The sequence below is a fragment of the Candidatus Glassbacteria bacterium genome, assembly GCA_019456185.1.
Lineage (GTDB): Bacteria > Gemmatimonadota > Glassbacteria > GWA2-58-10 > GWA2-58-10 > JAJRTS01.
Map to the genome: position 1 here is coordinate 23,463 of VRUH01000037.1, position 15,723 is coordinate 39,185.

The window sequence follows — 15,723 nt, forward strand, 5'->3', positions numbered from 1 at the left end:
CGCGGCTAGTCCTCCCACTCATCGGTAACGCAGCCGGTGCTGGCGCTCGATACCAGCCGGGCGTACTTGGCCAGGGCGCCCCTGGGAAACGCGGTCGGTTTGGGCTGCCAGCCCTTGCGCCGCCCGGCGATTTCCTCATCGGAAAGGGCCACGCTCAGTTCCAGCTTGTCCGCATCGAGCGTGATCTCGTCGCCGTCGCGCAGCAGGCCGATCACTCCCCCAACCGCGGCCTCGGGGCAGATATGGCCGATCACGAACCCGTGGGTGCCGCCGCTGAACCGGCCGTCGGTGATCAGCGCCACCTTGTCGCCCAGGCCCACGCCCACGATCGCCGCGGTCACTTTCAGCATCTCGCGCATGCCGGGGCCGCCCCTGGGGCCCTCGTAGCGGATCACGATCACCGAGCCCTCCGGGAATCTTTCCCTGGCCAGCGCTTTGATACAGTCCTCCTCGCTGTCGAACACCAGCGCCTTGCCGACAAACCGGGTGCCTTCCTTGCCGGTAATTTTGGCGACCGAGCCCTCGGTGGCCAGGTTGCCGTAGAGGATATTGATATGGCCGGTGGCCTTGATCGGCTTATCGAGCGGGCAGATCACGGTCTGGCCCTCGGTCAGCGGCTCGACTCCGGCCAGGTTCTCGGCGATAGTCTTGCCGGTGACCGTGATACAGTCGCCGTGGAGGTAGCCGTGTTCCAGCAGGAGTTTCTGCACGGCGGGCACGCCGCCCACGCGGAACAGGTCCTCCATCAGGTATTTTCCGCTCGGCTTGAGGTTGGCGATATAGGGGGTCTTGTCGCTGATCCGCTGGAAATCGTCGATAGTCAGGTCCACTCCCACCGAGCGGGCCATCGCGATCAGGTGCAGGACGGCGTTGGTACTTCCGCCCAGGGCCATCACCACCGCGATCGCGTTCTCGAAAGCTTTCATGGTCATGATCCTGGATGGAGTGAGATCCTCCTCCAGCAGGTGGCGCATGTAGCGGCCGATACTCTGCAGCTCGGCCAGCTTGTCCTTGCTGTCGGCCGGGTAGGAGCTGCTGAACGTCAGGCTCATGCCCAGGGTCTCGATCGCGCTGGCGGTGGTGTTGGCCGTGTACATCCCGCCGCACGCGCCGGGACCTGGGCAGGAGTGTTTCTTGATCTGGGTCAGTTCCTCCTCGGTGATTTTCTCGGCCAGCCACTCGCCGTAGGCCTCGAAGGAGGAGATGATATCCAGGTCGCGCCCCTGCCAGTGGCCGGCGCGGATCGTGCCGCCGTAGACCATGATCGATGGCCTGTCGAGCCGGCCCATGGCGATAATGCTGCCGGGCATGTTCTTGTCGCACCCCGGGATAGTGACCAGCGCATCGTAGTAGTGGGCGTAGACATGGTCCTCGATCGAGTCGGCGATAATGTCGCGCGAGGGCAGGGAGAATTTCATCCCCTGGGTGCCCATCGAGATCCCGTCGCTGACTCCGATCGTGTTGAAAATCCAGCCCTTGAGCCCCTCGCGGTTCACCGACTCCTTGATCTCCTTGGCGAACGTGTTAAGGTGCATGTTGCAGGGGTTTATCTCGTAGCCCATGCTGGCAATCGCCACCTGGGCCTTGGGCATGTCCTCGTCGCGCATCCCCGCGCCGTAGAGCATGGCGTGGCTGGCCGGAAACGACACGTCCTGGGTTATTTTACCGCTCCAGCGGTTGATTTTCTTCTCTGCGCCCGGCATGGCTCCCTCCCGTAATTACTGAACGGTTCTCAACTGGAATTTTTACGATGGATTTAAGCGGTGGAACAAGGATATTAACTTGACGGACGGTAAAAAGCAACCGTAGCGGTGGTTGCGGGCCTGACTATAGCCCTTGCGTACCCTGCCGATACGGGATAATAAATAGAGAGATATGGCATTTCACTCTTTGCACGCTCCGGAGGCTATTATGCGGAAAATATCTCACGGGATACTGTGCATATGCAGCTTGCTTGCTTTATTTATGAGCCAGCCGAAAAATTTGTTGGCTACGGACGGCTGTCTGCTGCTGGAAAGCTGGCGGCAGGGCGTTTTTGTCTATCCCGAGGGTGAGCCCGGGATGCGGATGTTCCTCTGGTTCTATGAGTGGAACCTGTTCGGCGCAGTCAACCCGGGCCATCATACTTCGGCGTTTCCGATGAATTCGGACTGGTCGGTATGGGATAAGACTGTCAGCGCGGATAATACCCGGGCCGTGGTTGCCAATGACGATATCCGGCTTGAGCTGGAAAGCGTTGACGACGGGGTCGAGCTGATCTTGACTGTCCGCAATACCAGCGGCCGCGACTGGCCTGATCCGGCGGCGATAATACCCTGTTTCAATCCGGGTCCTCCGCCCCATGGGGAACAATATGGTTACGAGTACAAACGCAACCGGGAATTCGCCGATCTCGATTCAACCCTGACCTGGTTCGCCGGGCCGGGGGGCCTGACCCTGCTGGACAACCGCTCGATCCATTTCAACCATGATCTGCGGGAGAGTGTCGAACGGGCGCGCCGCAGATTGGGAGGATTCGAGTTCGACAGCAAGTGGGCTTCCTCGCCGGTGAATTCCCATGGCGGACTGCTGATCCGCGAGTCCGCCGGCAGAGAGTGGGTGACCGGGATCGCCTGGGAGCGGCACCTGTCGGCCCAGGGCCACAATCCCTGGTTGTGCATGCACCTCAGCGCAAACGTGGGACCGCTGAAACGTGGAGAGAGGATCAAACTGCGGGGGAGAATATACCTGTTTCGCGGATCGAAGGAGGATTGCTACAACCGGTATCTTGACGATTTTCAGCATTAAAAAGGGCCGCTCACCGGTATGAGCGGCCCTCAGGCTGAAAGGAGATCCCCCTGATCTATGTTAACCGGCCCGGCGCGAACTCAGGAGGTACACCGAATGCTCGTCGGCGCTCCGGGCCGGATTACTTTCAGGCCAGCGCCAGACCGATAAGGGCGAAATACAGCACCATGCCCACGGCCGCCGGACTGATAAGCCGAAAATATTCGCCTGCGTTCATCGCTGCCTCCGTGTTAAAAATATAACCGCGCATCCTGCTCCCCCGCTTCATGCCCTGCTGTTGATTGCTTCTGAACGTAAGACACCTCGGCACTCGAAAAGGTTTCACTTTTTTTACTGTACCGCCGAATAATGGACACCCGGCAAAACAATTCACAATTGGCCCCTCGGTTGATAGATTCATTAATGAAGAGATTTGCTGCTGCCTCACGAACGGGGACCTGATATGTTCCGTCAATCGAGCACAAGTATCCGCACCAAACTGATAGCCACTTTCGCGGCGCTGGTACTGCCGCTGCTGGCTCTCAGCGGATATTTGTTCCATACCACCGCCCGCGAGAGCCTCGACCGCGAGCTCGGACACCGGCTGGTGGCTGTGGCCCAGGCCACTGTCACCAGGTTCAACCCGACTATCCTGACCGGGTTTCGCCGCGGCGACCAGAGCGGGCGGACCTACGGCAGTTACCGGGCCAGCCTGCTGGAAATCAGGGACCGGACCGGGCTGGAGCGCATTTTCGTGTTCGACCCCGACGGACGGAGTATCATGGACACCCGCGATGGTGTCGAATTCGGTTCCGAGTACGCCAGGCTGAGTTTTCAGCGCGCTGAAATGCGGTCCTGCCTGGAGGGACAGGCGACCGCCAGCGTGCTGTTCCGGAGCGAGGACGGACGGTGGTACAAGTCCGGGTTCGCGCCGGTGTTCGATGACGAGTTGCGAGCGGTCGCGGTGGTGGCTACCGACGCCAGTGCGGGTTACCTGGACGTGATCCGCGGCCTCGACCGCTCGATTGCGCTGTTCGTTCTGCTGGGAGCCGTGGTGGCGGTCGGACTGGGATTCCTGCTGGCCCGGACAATCAGCCGGCCGGTGGACCGGCTGGTGCGTCAGGCCGAGCGGATCGGGCGGGGCCGGCTGGAGCTTCCGCTGGAGGATGGCGACCTGGGCAACCGGGAATTGCAGTATCTGGCCACGGCGATGGAGCGGATGCGTCAGCGGCTGGCCCAGCGCGAAGAAAACCAGCGGATGATAGTGGCCGGGGTGGCCCACGAGATCCGTAACCCCCTGGGCGGAGTTGAGATGTTCGCTTCTCTGGCCCGTCAGGAACTGGAGCAGGACAGCGAGGCTGCCGGGTTTATCGACCGGGTGAACCGCGAGGTGGCCAGCCTGAAACGGATTATCGGCGATTTTCTGGAGTTCGCCCGGCCCTCCCAGCCCCAGACCGAGCCGGTCGGCCTGGCCGAGGCGGCTGTAAAAGCGGCCGGTCTGCTGGAGGCGGATTTCTCTCGCCTGAACGCACGAATACAATTGGATATCCCCGACGGTTTTCCGCCTGTCTCGGCCGATCCCGAACACACGGGCCGCGTCCTGCTCAACCTGCTGACCAACGCGCTGGAGGCACTGCCTGAGACCGGAGGCATCGTGCGGGTTTTCGCCGAGCCGGGCCAAGACAACGAACTGCTGCTCCATGTTGAAGACAACGGCTGCGGGATGGACCGGGAGACGATTGCCAGGGTATTCAATCCGTTTTTCACCACCCGCGACGACGGCATGGGGCTGGGCCTGGCGATCGTGAAAAAAACTCTGGAGGAAAACGGGGCGGCTATCGAGGTGCGAAGCGAACCGGGCCGGGGAAGTACGTTTACGATCTATTTCCAGACGGCGGCGCGTGGGCATGACGAATAAAAGCGCAGGGAAATCCTCGGGATGATTCCTTTCAAGGACAATGTCCCCACCAGGACAACTCCGGTCGTGACGATCCTGTTTATTGCGGTCAACCTCGCCGTCTTCCTCTACCAGACAGTGGTCCCGCTGGAGACCAATGTCGCTCTGGTGTACCTGCTGGGTGTAATCCCCGCGCGCGTCACCGACCTGCCGTCATGGTTGTTCCCCGGCCTGCACAACCCCGGCGTTTCAATGCTCAGCTCGATGTTCATGCACGGGGGCTGGATGCACCTGGGCGGCAACATGCTCTACCTCTGGATTTTCGGCAACAATGTGGAGGACGCGATGGGCCATTTACGGTTCGTCGCTTTCTATCTGCTCTGTGGAGTCGCGGCGGCGGCGGCCCAGGTTATCAGCGCTCCGGCGAGCACGGCGCCGATGATCGGGGCCAGCGGCGCGGTAAGCGGAATCCTTGGGGCGTACCTGATCCTGCACCCGTTCGCCCGGGTCAAGACCCTTATTATCATCATCTTCTTCATCCGCGTTATCGAACTGCCGGCCCTGATCGTGCTCGGCGTGTGGTTCATGTTCCAGATCATCAACAGCCTCTCCGCACCGTCCAGCGCGGCCGGTGTGGCCTGGTATGCCCATATCGGCGGCTTTCTGGTCGGCCTGGCCCTGATCCGGTTTTTCCAGAGCCGCAGGGTCCCGCGCCGCTATGCGCGCCAGTAGCTGCGCCGGAAGAATTTGCCTAACCTTGACAGGAGAGAATGGATGAAGTTCACCAAAGAGTTCACAGCTACCTTGGCGGTATTCCTGTCCGCTTTCTACTGTTCCGGTTCGCTTGCCGGCCCGATCGGAGAATTGCTGCCGCCTATATTCGATACTTTGGTGGACAGCACGCACTGCCGCAGCGCTCATATCACCACCAGGCCGCACAACCGCAAGGTGGTCTATCATCAGCCCACGGGACGGTGGTTCCTGTTTTACGGCACCGGCGATTGGGATGATACCGATGAGTCGTCCGGAGCCGATAAGGAGCTGATAGCCTGGCGCAGCACAACCGACGGGTTCAGTTTCAGCCCCCACAGAACCGCGGTCCATGGTAACGGTCACTCGAGTTCCGTGGACGTCATCCTGGCCGGCGACAGCCTGTACCTGACCGAAGCCCGTTTCGGCTACTGGATGCAACGGGCGGGTTACCAGGAAGTTGAGGACAGCGTACAATGGTTCAGCAAAGAACGGATGAACCCGGATGGCCCGAATTTCTTCTCTCCGCTGGAAATATTCTCCTTCGCCGTAGCCGACGACAGCCTTGTGCTGACCGGCAGAGCGGAGGCTCTGACGGGTGATGCGCATTTCGGGCACGCCGGTCCGCATTATTCCAGCCTCACAACCGACAGTGACGGTTATTTCTGGGTCGCGGCGCGCGCGCAGACGGCTGAATACGGGATTTATCAAACCTGGGTGGCCCGCAGCAGCGAGCCGGTCGATATCTCCGCCTGGGAGCCTTTCGATTCCGTTTATTTAAGCCCCGGCCAGGGCACGCTCGCTCCTCAAATAATCGGCCTCGATCAAGGAAAAGTCTCTCTGGTGCTGTTCTCCCAGGCCGCAAACGGCCTTTTTCACCTCGGCTACGATCCGGCGTCCGGGTCATGGAGCGAGCCGCTTAAAATCGGCAGCTCCTACAAGAGCAAGCGGGCCAGCGCGGTTTTCGACCCCGGCTCCCGCAGGCTCCACGTAGTGTACACTGATTCAACATTCGCCCTCAGGCACCGCTGGCTGGCCGCCCCCTACGCAGACGAAAACTGGTATCCGCCGCTCTCGGAAGCGGGCAATCTGGTTTCAACGATAGCCGGAGCCGATACTGGCGATGACGATCTCAGCCTGTCGGTCAATCCTGGTACCAATCCCGCTACGCTGGCATTGCTGCACAGGGGACCTGACGAGTATCTGCGCCTGCGCTATTACGATGGGCGGGAATGGATAAAAAAGGAGATCAATGTCGGCGCCAATGACCAGGAACTGAGCTGTGACGAGGTCTCGGCGGTTGCCGATTTTTCACAGGGCCTGGCCTTTGTCTACTGGTGCCGGTGGCGCAGCCCCTCGACAGCCGGCAGGCGGAATAAGATCGGTTGCGTCCGGTTCGGACTCATTAAAGACGTGGCCGGGCTGTTCCGCTGACAGATGGCGAATCCGCTGTCCTTGACCCTTTTAAGCCGGCTTGGTATGATTGATGCCGGCCTCGACAGAAACCGTCAATGAACACCTGCGAGCAGCGATGAGGATCCTGGTAATCGGCGCCACCGGCCACGTGGGCACATACCTCGTGCCGCGGCTGGTACGGGCCGGACACGAACTGGTTGCCATCAGCCGTGGCCGTCACCAACCGTATACGCCCGATCCAGCCTGGGAACAGGTCGAAAAGGTGCAGATCGACCGCGAGGCCGGGGACAGGGCGGGGACATTCGGCGCGACGGTGGCCGGCACCGGCGCCGAGGTGGTGATCGACCTGATCCTGTTCCACCCGGAGAGTGTCGGGCAGTTGATCGAATCCCTGGCAGGCAGAATTGTCCAGTATGTCTACTGCGGCACAATGTGGGTTTACGGCTCTCTCCAGCTGGCGCCCACCACGGAGAATGACCCGCGCGCGGCCGAGGACTCCTACGGACGCGAGAAAGCGGAAATCGAGCGGATGTTGACCCGGGCGGCCCACAGCGGCAATTTCCCGGCCAGCACCATCCATCCGGGACATATCGTGGGGCCCGGCTGGCCGCCGATCAATCCCGCGGGGAACCTCAATCCGCATGTCTGGGAAAAGCTGGGCCGGGGCGAGCGGCTGGTACTGCCGGACCACGGCCTGGCCACGCTGCACCACGTCCATGCCGATGATGTCGCCCAGGGGCTGCAACTGGCGGCCGAAAACCCGGACAAGGCTGTCGGGGAGAGTTTCAATGTGGTCAGCCCCCAGGCGGTCACCCTGCGGGGGTTCAGCCGCGAGGTGGCGAGCTGGTTCGGCAGGGAAGCCAACCTCTCCTACCGGGACTGGGGCGAGTGGCGGAAGTACGAAAGCAAGGAAGATATCGAGGCCACCTGGGAGCATATCCGCAACAGCCCCTGCGGATCTATCGAGAAAGCGCGGCGGGTGCTGGGCTACAAGCCGCAATATTCCACCAGCGGGATGATCCGCGAGTCGCTGGCCTGGCTGATCGCCAACGGCCGTGTCGACCTGCCCCCGCTGGATTAGCGTTACCGATTCATTGGCGCTCCGCTTCGTCTTCCTTTTCCCGAGGCCTGAGTGAAAGATCAACCCGCCCTGATCTACAACCTGTTCCCCCGGCTGGCCGGGCCGTTCACCACCTGGCGGCTCCATCTCGAACGCGCCGCCGCGATGGGTTTCAACTGGTTGTTTATCAACCCGGTCTCTATCCCCGGATTTTCCGGCAGCCTCTACGCGGTCAAGGATTTTTATCAATTCAACCCCCTGTTTGTCGATACGGAGTCGACGCTCAGCCCCACCCGCCAGTTCGCGCAAATGGTCGAGCAGGCTCACAGCCTGGGGCTGCGCGTGATGGTGGACCTGGTGATCAACCACACCGCAATCGACAGTCCGCTGGTTAAAGAACACCCCGGCTGGTACAAACGCGACCAAAAGGGCAAGATCAAAAACCCCGGCGCTTACGAAGACGGGAAACTGGTGGCGCTCTGGGGCGATCTGGCCGAAGTCGACAACACCAGAAGCGCCGACCGCGACAACTTGTGGGAATACTGGCGGCAGCTTGTGCAGTTCTGGCTGGGGCTGGGCGTGGACGGGTTCCGCTGCGACGCCGCCTACAAGATACCGTCCGCACTCTGGCGGCACCTGATCGGCCGGGCACGGGAAAGCGCTCCGGCAACCGGCTGGTTCGCCGAAAGCCTCGGCTGTACTATCGAGCAGGTGGTGGAACTGGCCGAAAGCGGATTCGACTACGTGTTCAACAGCAGCAAATACTGGGACTGGCGTGAGAGCTGGTGCCTCGACCAGTACGAGCAGAGCCGCCAGTTGGCCCCCTCGGTCAGTTTCCCCGAAAGCCACGACACACCCCGGCTGGCGAAGGAGTTGAAAGGCGACCCGGCCGCCATCGGTCAGCGCTACCTGTTCGAGGCCCTGTTCAGCACGGGGGTGATGATCCCGCTCGGTTTCGAGTTCGCTTTCCGCAAAAAAACCGACGTGGTCCACACAACTCCGGATGACTGGGAAGCGACCGGAGTCGACCTGAGCGGGTTTATCCGCGCGGTCAACGAGTTCAAACTGGCGAACGATATTTTTTGCCGGGAACACCCGACTTATTCGTTCGGCCTGGCCGATGGTACCGGCGACGTGGCCGGAGTACTTAAACTGGCGGCTGAAAACGGCCCCGGCGCACTGCTGATGATCAACCGCAGCAGTTCTGATACCCAGCACGTTGTGGTGGAAAATCTTCGCCAGGCCCTGCCCGGCGGGCCGGAGATTCGCCTGGTGGTCCCCGGAGAGAAAGTTCGATCAGAGGTTGTCGAGGGTGAGCGTTTCGAGGCCGATCTCCCGCCAGCGGCATTGTGGCTGCTGATGCGCGATTCCAGCTAGAGCTAATGTCAGATGTTTTTTCTTTTTGTAAAGGCAAGAAAACTCTAAGAATGGTACAGAAATACTTCCTTTGTTAAAGAAAATCGTAGGGGCGACACATGTGTCGCCCGTCAACTTGTGCGCCTGTTGTATGCTTTGCGGGCGAGGCATGCCTCGCCCCTACAAGGAAAGGAACAGCCCTTGGAAGAATAACCAATCGAATAATTATTTTGACAACCGCTATAAACTGCTTCTATAACGCAAGGGAGTCGGACCATGAAACGCGCACTCCTGCTATCAATGCTTGCTGTTGTGTTTACGGTCTTCAGCGCTCCCGCCGCCCGGGCTGACTTCCTGGATGAGCTGGAGGGCGCGTCCTACATGGAAGAGGGGATCGTCTACGCTAAAATCGGCGAGCGGGATTAAAAGAAAAAAAACGCTTAAGAGCTTTTTGGGGATGGTCCTTTGGAGGATTTATTTTTTTAAGTTTTTGCATCTCTCCCGAAAGAGATTTCAGTTCCTGGATAATTGCATTTATATCGCGAAGAATGAATTTGATCAATTTAACGAAAATGTAAAAGCTGTAAGCGAGAATGAGAAAAAGCCCTATGCATTGGATATTAAGATTATCCAGAAAGACCAATACTTGATTAATAGACATTTTATCCCCCCAGTTACGGGGATTTGGCAGGCACTAAATTAGGGAGACATAAAGTGTATTTTGTGAAAAAAGGTTAAACTTCCATATTGTAATCACTTAAAGCTCGAAAAATGAGCAATTATCAATTGCATAACTGGAGGATTCACTTTGACTATGCTATAAAAATGACAGTTGTCAAGGATTTTTTTAAGGCGTTTCATAAGTTGTTGCTACAATACAAGTTACCAATAAATCTAATTTTTTACCCCAACTTTAAAAAAATAAATGCAATTTCTCTGCCAAACTAAAAAATCTCTATCATAAATCCCTATGTGTTTAAATTACATATAGATAACAAAAAAGGCAGCCATTAAGAATTAAGAAGATTTTACACAATACTTAAAATCTTTATAGTTCTTTTGCTCTATTGTGAAGTTTTTTACCAAATAAAGAGCACTAAAATGCAAGTAAATACTTATTGATCGATAAAAAACATCAAAGCCACAAGGTTTATACAAATAATGCCAAGCGAGATCTACAGAGAAGCAGCGACAGCTGGCGCGCCGATAGTGGACCTGGTTCAGTTTTCCGCCCGATTTCGCCCCACCACCCGCGCGATGGAACAGTTTATCGATAAGCATCTCAGGTAAACTTTATAATCACAACTCCGGGAGCAATCCAATGAGCAAAACTCACAACCGCCGCGATTTCTTCCAGTTAGCCCTGGGCGGAGGTACAGCCGCGGGTCTGCTGGCCGGAACCCTGGCCTCTCCTTCCTACGCCCAGCTCAAAAGGGACGGGGCAGCTGCCATCCGTCAGGCGGACGAGGCTAAACTAATGGCCGACGTGGTAATCGTGGGCGGAGGTCCCAGCGGCGTGACGGCGGCGCTGGCCGCAGCCCGCAACGGCAGCTCGGTGGTCCTGGTGCAGAACAGGCCGGTGCTGGGCGGCAACTCGTCGAGCGAGGTGCGGATGCATATCGTGGGCGCCAACAACAACCTCCCAGACGCGCGCGAGACCGGCATTATCGAGGAACTCCGGCTTGAGAACCAGGTGCGTAACCCCCAGCGCTCCGCATCGATGTGGGACCTGCTGCTCTGGGAGAAAACGTGGTACCATCCCCGGATCACCCTGCTGCTGAACACAGTGATGGACTCCTGCCGGACCGACAGCGGGCTGATCCGCTCGATCAGTTGCTACCAGATGACCACCCAGACCCGCTTCGAGATCGAGGGAGCGCTGTTCGCCGACTGCACCGGCGACGGGACCCTGGGCTATCTGGCGGGTAATCCCTGGCGGCAGGGCCAGGAGGGCAAAGCGGAGTACGGCGAGTCGATGGCCCCGGATGAGCCGACCCCCTACACGATGGGTTCCAGCCTGCTGTTCCAGGGGCGCGACATGGGACGGCCCGTGCCGTTTATCGCTCCCGACTGGGCGCACAAGTACCCGACCCACGAGTCGCTGGGCAGAAACCCCGGCAGCCCCGAATATGGCTACTGGTGGATCGAGTGGGGCGGGATGCTGGACACGATCAAGGACGACGACCGGATCAGGGAGGAACTGCTCAAGGTGCTGCTGGGCGTCTGGGACCACCTGAAAAACCACGGCGACCACGGGGCCGGCAACTGGGCGCTCGACTGGTTCGGCTTCCTGCCCGCCCGCCGCGAGAACCGTCGCCTGCTAGGAGCGTATATCCTGCGTCAGGACGACCTGACCAGCGGCCGGGTATTCGACGACGAGGTGGCGTTCGGCGGCTGGCCGATCGACCATCATTTCCCCGAGGGTATAGACTACAAGGGAAGCGATTTCTGGTTCAGCAACAAGCTGGACGACCTCTACAGCATTCCGCTGCGCTCGCTGCATTCGGCCACGCTGAGGAACCTGTTCATCGGCGGACGCTGCCTGAGCGCCACCCACCTGGCGCTGGCCAGCACCCGTGTGATGGCCACTTGCGCGGTAATCGGCCAGGGGATCGGCACAGCCGCGGCCCACTGCTCAGCCATGGGCAGACTGCCCGGCGAGCTGGGCAAGGACGATATCGAACAGATCAAGCAGACCCTGCTGCGCGACGACGCCTATCTGCTGGGCACGCCCAACCGCGACCCGGACGACCTGGCACGCAAGGCCAAAGCCGGTGCGGCAAGTTCCCTGCCCGTGTTCGGGCCGGAAAACGTGCTGGACGGAACAGCCAGGAGCAGGCACGGCAGCGGCCACCAGTGGCGCTCCCGCTCGCTTGATCCAGATGACTGCCGTCTGGAACTGGATTTCGGCGAACCGGTGAGCCTGAGCCGCGTTCATCTCTGTTTCGACACGGGCTTGAGCCGGGCGATGACGCTGACCCACCAGGACAGCTACCATGAAACGATGATCGAGGGGCCGCAGCCGGAGACCGTGAAAGACTACGTCCTGGAGGCGCATGTCGACGGGACCTGGTGCACAGTGGCCGTGGTGGCCGGTAACTACCAGCGCCTGCTGGTCCACGAGTTCAGCCCCCTGCCGGTAACAAAGCTGCGGCTGAACGTGCTGGCGACTCACGGGGTTAACCAGGCCAGGGTGTTCGAAATCCGCGCCTACGCATAAAAAAAGCCCCGGCCGGATCGGGCCGGGGTTTTTCGCCTCTTTCTCTCTGTGTCTATGTGTCTAGCTTTTCATGCAATCTTTATCAGGCCGTGTCCCGGTGGCCGGCCATGAACTCGGCGAACGAGGTTTTGATTTCGCCGGCCGCATCGGCCTTGATTTTCTCTCTCTCGCTGTCGCTGTACGGTTTGAAATTCCTGACCACTTCGATATTCTGCGGCAGGTGCTCCGGTTGAGGCATGCCCACCGTGGCCGAACTGATCGGCAGGCTGAGGCAGTAGCGCAGGCAAGTGGCGTAGTCGAACTTGTCGTATTTGCCCACAATCTGGTCCTGGCCCATCACCTTCATCGCGATAATCCCCATGTCCCTCTCCACCGCCATCGGCAGGGCGTTTTCCTCGAACCCCATGTCGCGGGCGTTGTTGGTGGCGACATTGAGCGCCATCTGGACGACATCGAGTTCGTGGCGGCCCAGCAGGGTGGCCAGCACCAGGCTGTTGGTATGGCTGCTGGCGCCGACCCAGCGGGCCAGGCCCTCTTCCTTGGCCCGGTAGAGCTGCTCCAGCGTACCGCCCTTCTTCTCGACCGCTTCCAGATCGTCCTCATGCTGCATGCTGTGCATCAGCAGCGAATCCACATAGTCGACGTTAAGCCGTTTCAGACTCAGTTCCAGATCCTTGCGGAACTGGTCCGGCCCTCGGGACATGATCTTGGTCTGGATCAGCACTTCCTTGCGCCGCGCCGGCATCAGCATCCCGATTCGCTCCTCGCTCTTGCCGTTGCCGTAGCCATGGGCGCTGTCGAGATAGAACACGCCGGAGTCGATCGCCTCGTTCATCACTTTCAGCGCCGTGTCCGTGTCGTACTGCACCCAGCGGCTGCCGCTGCCGAAGGTGAGCAGGGGCACTTTCGCTCCGGTTTTGCCGAACCTGCGGGTCGGCAGCGGCGAGGTCGGGATTGCATGGAACCTGCTGCCCTCCGCCCGCAATTTTCCACCCGCCATCCCGGCCGCGGCGAGCGCGGCGGTTCCGGCGATAAATTCACGGCGTGTGAGTTTACCGTTTATTTTATTCCTGCCGTCCATTGTTGTCCCTCCGTCAGTTTGATTTTTGTCCTCTTCGCTCTGCATCTCTCCGGTCATGCCTGCCGCGTGCCTGCCTGGATCCGACGCAATATGCCTGTGGTCACCAACCCCCGGACTTGTATTTATTGTAACAGGTTTAAGAAAATAAATCAATCTCAAACCAGTTCTTACAGTGTAATACTGAACTGAAACACCGCGAAAAATTCGAATTTATCCTTGCATATTCGGCAAAATAGTGTTAGTATATGCGCAGTCACTTAAAGACTATGAGGCTCTTATATCAATCGCGTTTCAGAAACCACTACTCGAGGCCGGTCCAAATGTCACCGTACCCAGTTGTCTCCACACGAAGTTTCGCCACTCGTACGCATCGCCTATACCTGCTGGCCGCAGTACTGCTGCTTTCAGCGGCCTTGCCGCTCACCGCCCGGAACAACGGGGTCCTGGAAGGGATTGTCACCGATAAGAGCGACGGCAGCCCGGTCGCGGCGGTACGGGTGACAGTGGTAAACAAGGGAATCAGCACGTTGACCGGAAGCGAGGGCCGTTACCGGCTGGAGGGCCTAGCGCCGGGACGTTACAAAATCATGGCTTCCGCCCCGTTTCATGCTGGTTCGATTCGGGAAGTCGAGATCACGGACAGCGCAACCGCCCGGCTCGATTTCCGTCTCGGCGACAAAGTGATCGAGCTGGAGGGAATAGTTGTCACGGCCACCCTGAACGAAAAAGAGGTGGAAGCCGTACCCGCCACGGTTGAGGTACTCACCCGCCAGGAACTGGACAATATCGGGGCTGAGAAAATCCATGCGGCGCTTACAGAGGCCCAGGGCCTGAATGTCCAGTTCGGCAACGGGCGGACTGTGGCCGTCGGCCTTCGCGGGCTCAACCCCAACCAGAGCCTGATACTGGTGGATGGCCGCCGTCAGGTGGTGGGGTTCAGAGACATGCTGCACCTGGACGATATCCCGCTGGGCATGATCGAGAGAGTGGAAATTGTCCGCGGCCCCGGCTCGGCGCTCTATGGCAGCGACGCCATGGGCGGTGTGATCAATTTCATCACCCGGCGGCCCACCGAGGGGATCAGGGGCGGGCTGGACATCCGCTACGGCCAGAGCCGCTACGGCGAGGCCGAGACCCCGTTTTTCAGCGGAGATATATCGGGGCGAAAGGGACCGATCGGGTTTTCGCTCTCCACAACGCTGAACTCGAGGGATTACTACGACCGCGACAAAAGCACGTTCCTGAGCGATGGGGACAATTGCGACGAGGCCGCGGGAGCGGGTACTGTCTCCTGGGAACTCGGCAGCGGTCACCGCCTGACAGGCGGCATGGACTACGCCTATTCAAGCCAGGAGGGAAACCGGGAGATGACCTCGGGCGACTGGGTGAAAGAAACGGATTGGAACAGGCGTTCTGTGTATGTGCAGTACGATGGCCGCCTGGCGGACAACGTGGACCTGATGGTGCGGGGTAACTTCTCGCATTACGGGTACGATAACCAGAATCTCCTGGTCAGAACGAGAGAGGGTGTGACTCCGTCTTCTCCCACCATCGACACCTACCACCTGGAGCAGAACCTGCGGCAGTTCGAAACCCGGGCCAGCGGGCTGATGTTCGGCAGGCACCTGGTCACCGCCGGTGTCGAGTACCGTATCGAGGACCGGATGGACAACGAAGCGGATAGCGACATCGACAACAGCGCCGTGTTCGCTCAGGACGAGTTCTGGCTGTCGGATATCCTGCTGGCCGTGGCCGGCGCCCGGTTCGACAGCCACTCTGATTTCGGCTCGGAGTTCAGCCCCCGTCTGGGCGCCACGCTGTTGCCGGCCAATAATTTCAGGATCAAGGCTTCCTACGGCGAGGGCTTCCGCGCTCCCTCGATCTATGAGCTCCACGTCCAGAAAGACACCCGCCGCAATCTGGTGGTTCCCAATCCCGATCTCGACGCCGAGACCTCGCGTGGATATGAGATCGGCGCGGAGGGTGAGGCCGGACCGTTCAGCGCCCGGGCCACCTATTTCCGCAACGATATCGACCGGATGATCAACACCGTCCAGATCGGGATCGACACTGTCAGCCTGGGCAGTACTGGAGGTGGAGGGGGAGGGGGCGGCGGTGGCGGCGGCGGCAGTGCAAGCACCAGGCCGATTTTCCGCTACGAGAATGTGGACGAGGTG

The 15,723-nt window shown here is 59.5% G+C and carries 10 protein-coding genes; 8 read left to right on the top strand and 2 right to left on the bottom strand.

Annotated elements, in window-relative coordinates:
- Positions 1-5: 5 nt before the first annotated feature.
- Positions 6-1,703 carry a dihydroxy-acid dehydratase gene (gene ilvD / locus FVQ81_12725; GenBank protein MBW7997411.1) on the bottom strand — a complete coding sequence of 566 codons (1,698 nt, stop codon included), beginning with the start codon at positions 1,701-1,703 and terminating at the stop codon, positions 6-8.
- A 283-nt stretch (positions 1,704-1,986) separates the two neighbouring features.
- Here ilvD and FVQ81_12730 point away from each other — a divergent pair, with 283 nt between their 5' ends.
- The 7 genes from FVQ81_12730 to FVQ81_12760 all read left to right on the top strand — a co-directional run bounded on the left by FVQ81_12730 (position 1,987) and on the right by FVQ81_12760 (position 12,465).
- Complete coding sequence (locus FVQ81_12730; protein MBW7997412.1) at positions 1,987-2,787, top strand: hypothetical protein; 801 nt, start codon at positions 1,987-1,989, stop codon at positions 2,785-2,787.
- A gap of 442 nt (positions 2,788-3,229) precedes the next feature.
- The gene (locus tag FVQ81_12735; protein ID MBW7997413.1) at positions 3,230-4,684 is read left to right on the top strand and encodes a HAMP domain-containing protein; all 1,455 of its coding nucleotides are present in this window, start codon (positions 3,230-3,232) and stop codon (positions 4,682-4,684) included.
- Positions 4,685-4,705: 21 nt separating this feature from the next.
- The gene (locus FVQ81_12740) at positions 4,706-5,395 is read left to right on the top strand and encodes a rhomboid family intramembrane serine protease (protein MBW7997414.1); all 690 of its coding nucleotides are present in this window, start codon (positions 4,706-4,708) and stop codon (positions 5,393-5,395) included.
- Positions 5,396-5,437: 42 nt separating this feature from the next.
- Positions 5,438-6,847, top strand: coding sequence for a hypothetical protein (locus FVQ81_12745; GenBank protein MBW7997415.1), 1,410 nt, complete (start codon positions 5,438-5,440; stop codon positions 6,845-6,847).
- Positions 6,848-6,944: 97 nt separating this feature from the next.
- Positions 6,945-7,910 carry an NAD-dependent epimerase/dehydratase family protein gene (locus FVQ81_12750; GenBank protein ID MBW7997416.1) on the top strand — a complete coding sequence of 322 codons (966 nt, stop codon included), beginning with the start codon at positions 6,945-6,947 and terminating at the stop codon, positions 7,908-7,910.
- A gap of 51 nt (positions 7,911-7,961) precedes the next feature.
- On the top strand, positions 7,962-9,266 hold the full coding sequence (locus FVQ81_12755; protein ID MBW7997417.1) for an alpha-amylase: 1,305 nt from the start codon (positions 7,962-7,964) through the stop codon (positions 9,264-9,266).
- 1,300 nt (positions 9,267-10,566) lie between these two features.
- The gene (locus FVQ81_12760; protein ID MBW7997418.1) at positions 10,567-12,465 is read left to right on the top strand and encodes an FAD-dependent oxidoreductase; all 1,899 of its coding nucleotides are present in this window, start codon (positions 10,567-10,569) and stop codon (positions 12,463-12,465) included.
- 82 nt (positions 12,466-12,547) lie between these two features.
- Here FVQ81_12760 and FVQ81_12765 read toward each other — a convergent pair whose 3' ends face one another.
- Positions 12,548-13,603, bottom strand: a complete 1,056-nt coding sequence (locus FVQ81_12765; GenBank protein ID MBW7997419.1) for an aldo/keto reductase — start codon at positions 13,601-13,603, stop codon at positions 12,548-12,550.
- 188 nt (positions 13,604-13,791) lie between these two features.
- Between FVQ81_12765 and FVQ81_12770 the strand changes: the two genes are divergently transcribed.
- The coding region (locus FVQ81_12770; GenBank protein ID MBW7997420.1) for a TonB-dependent receptor at positions 13,792-15,723 on the top strand (1,932 nt) is incomplete at its 3' end.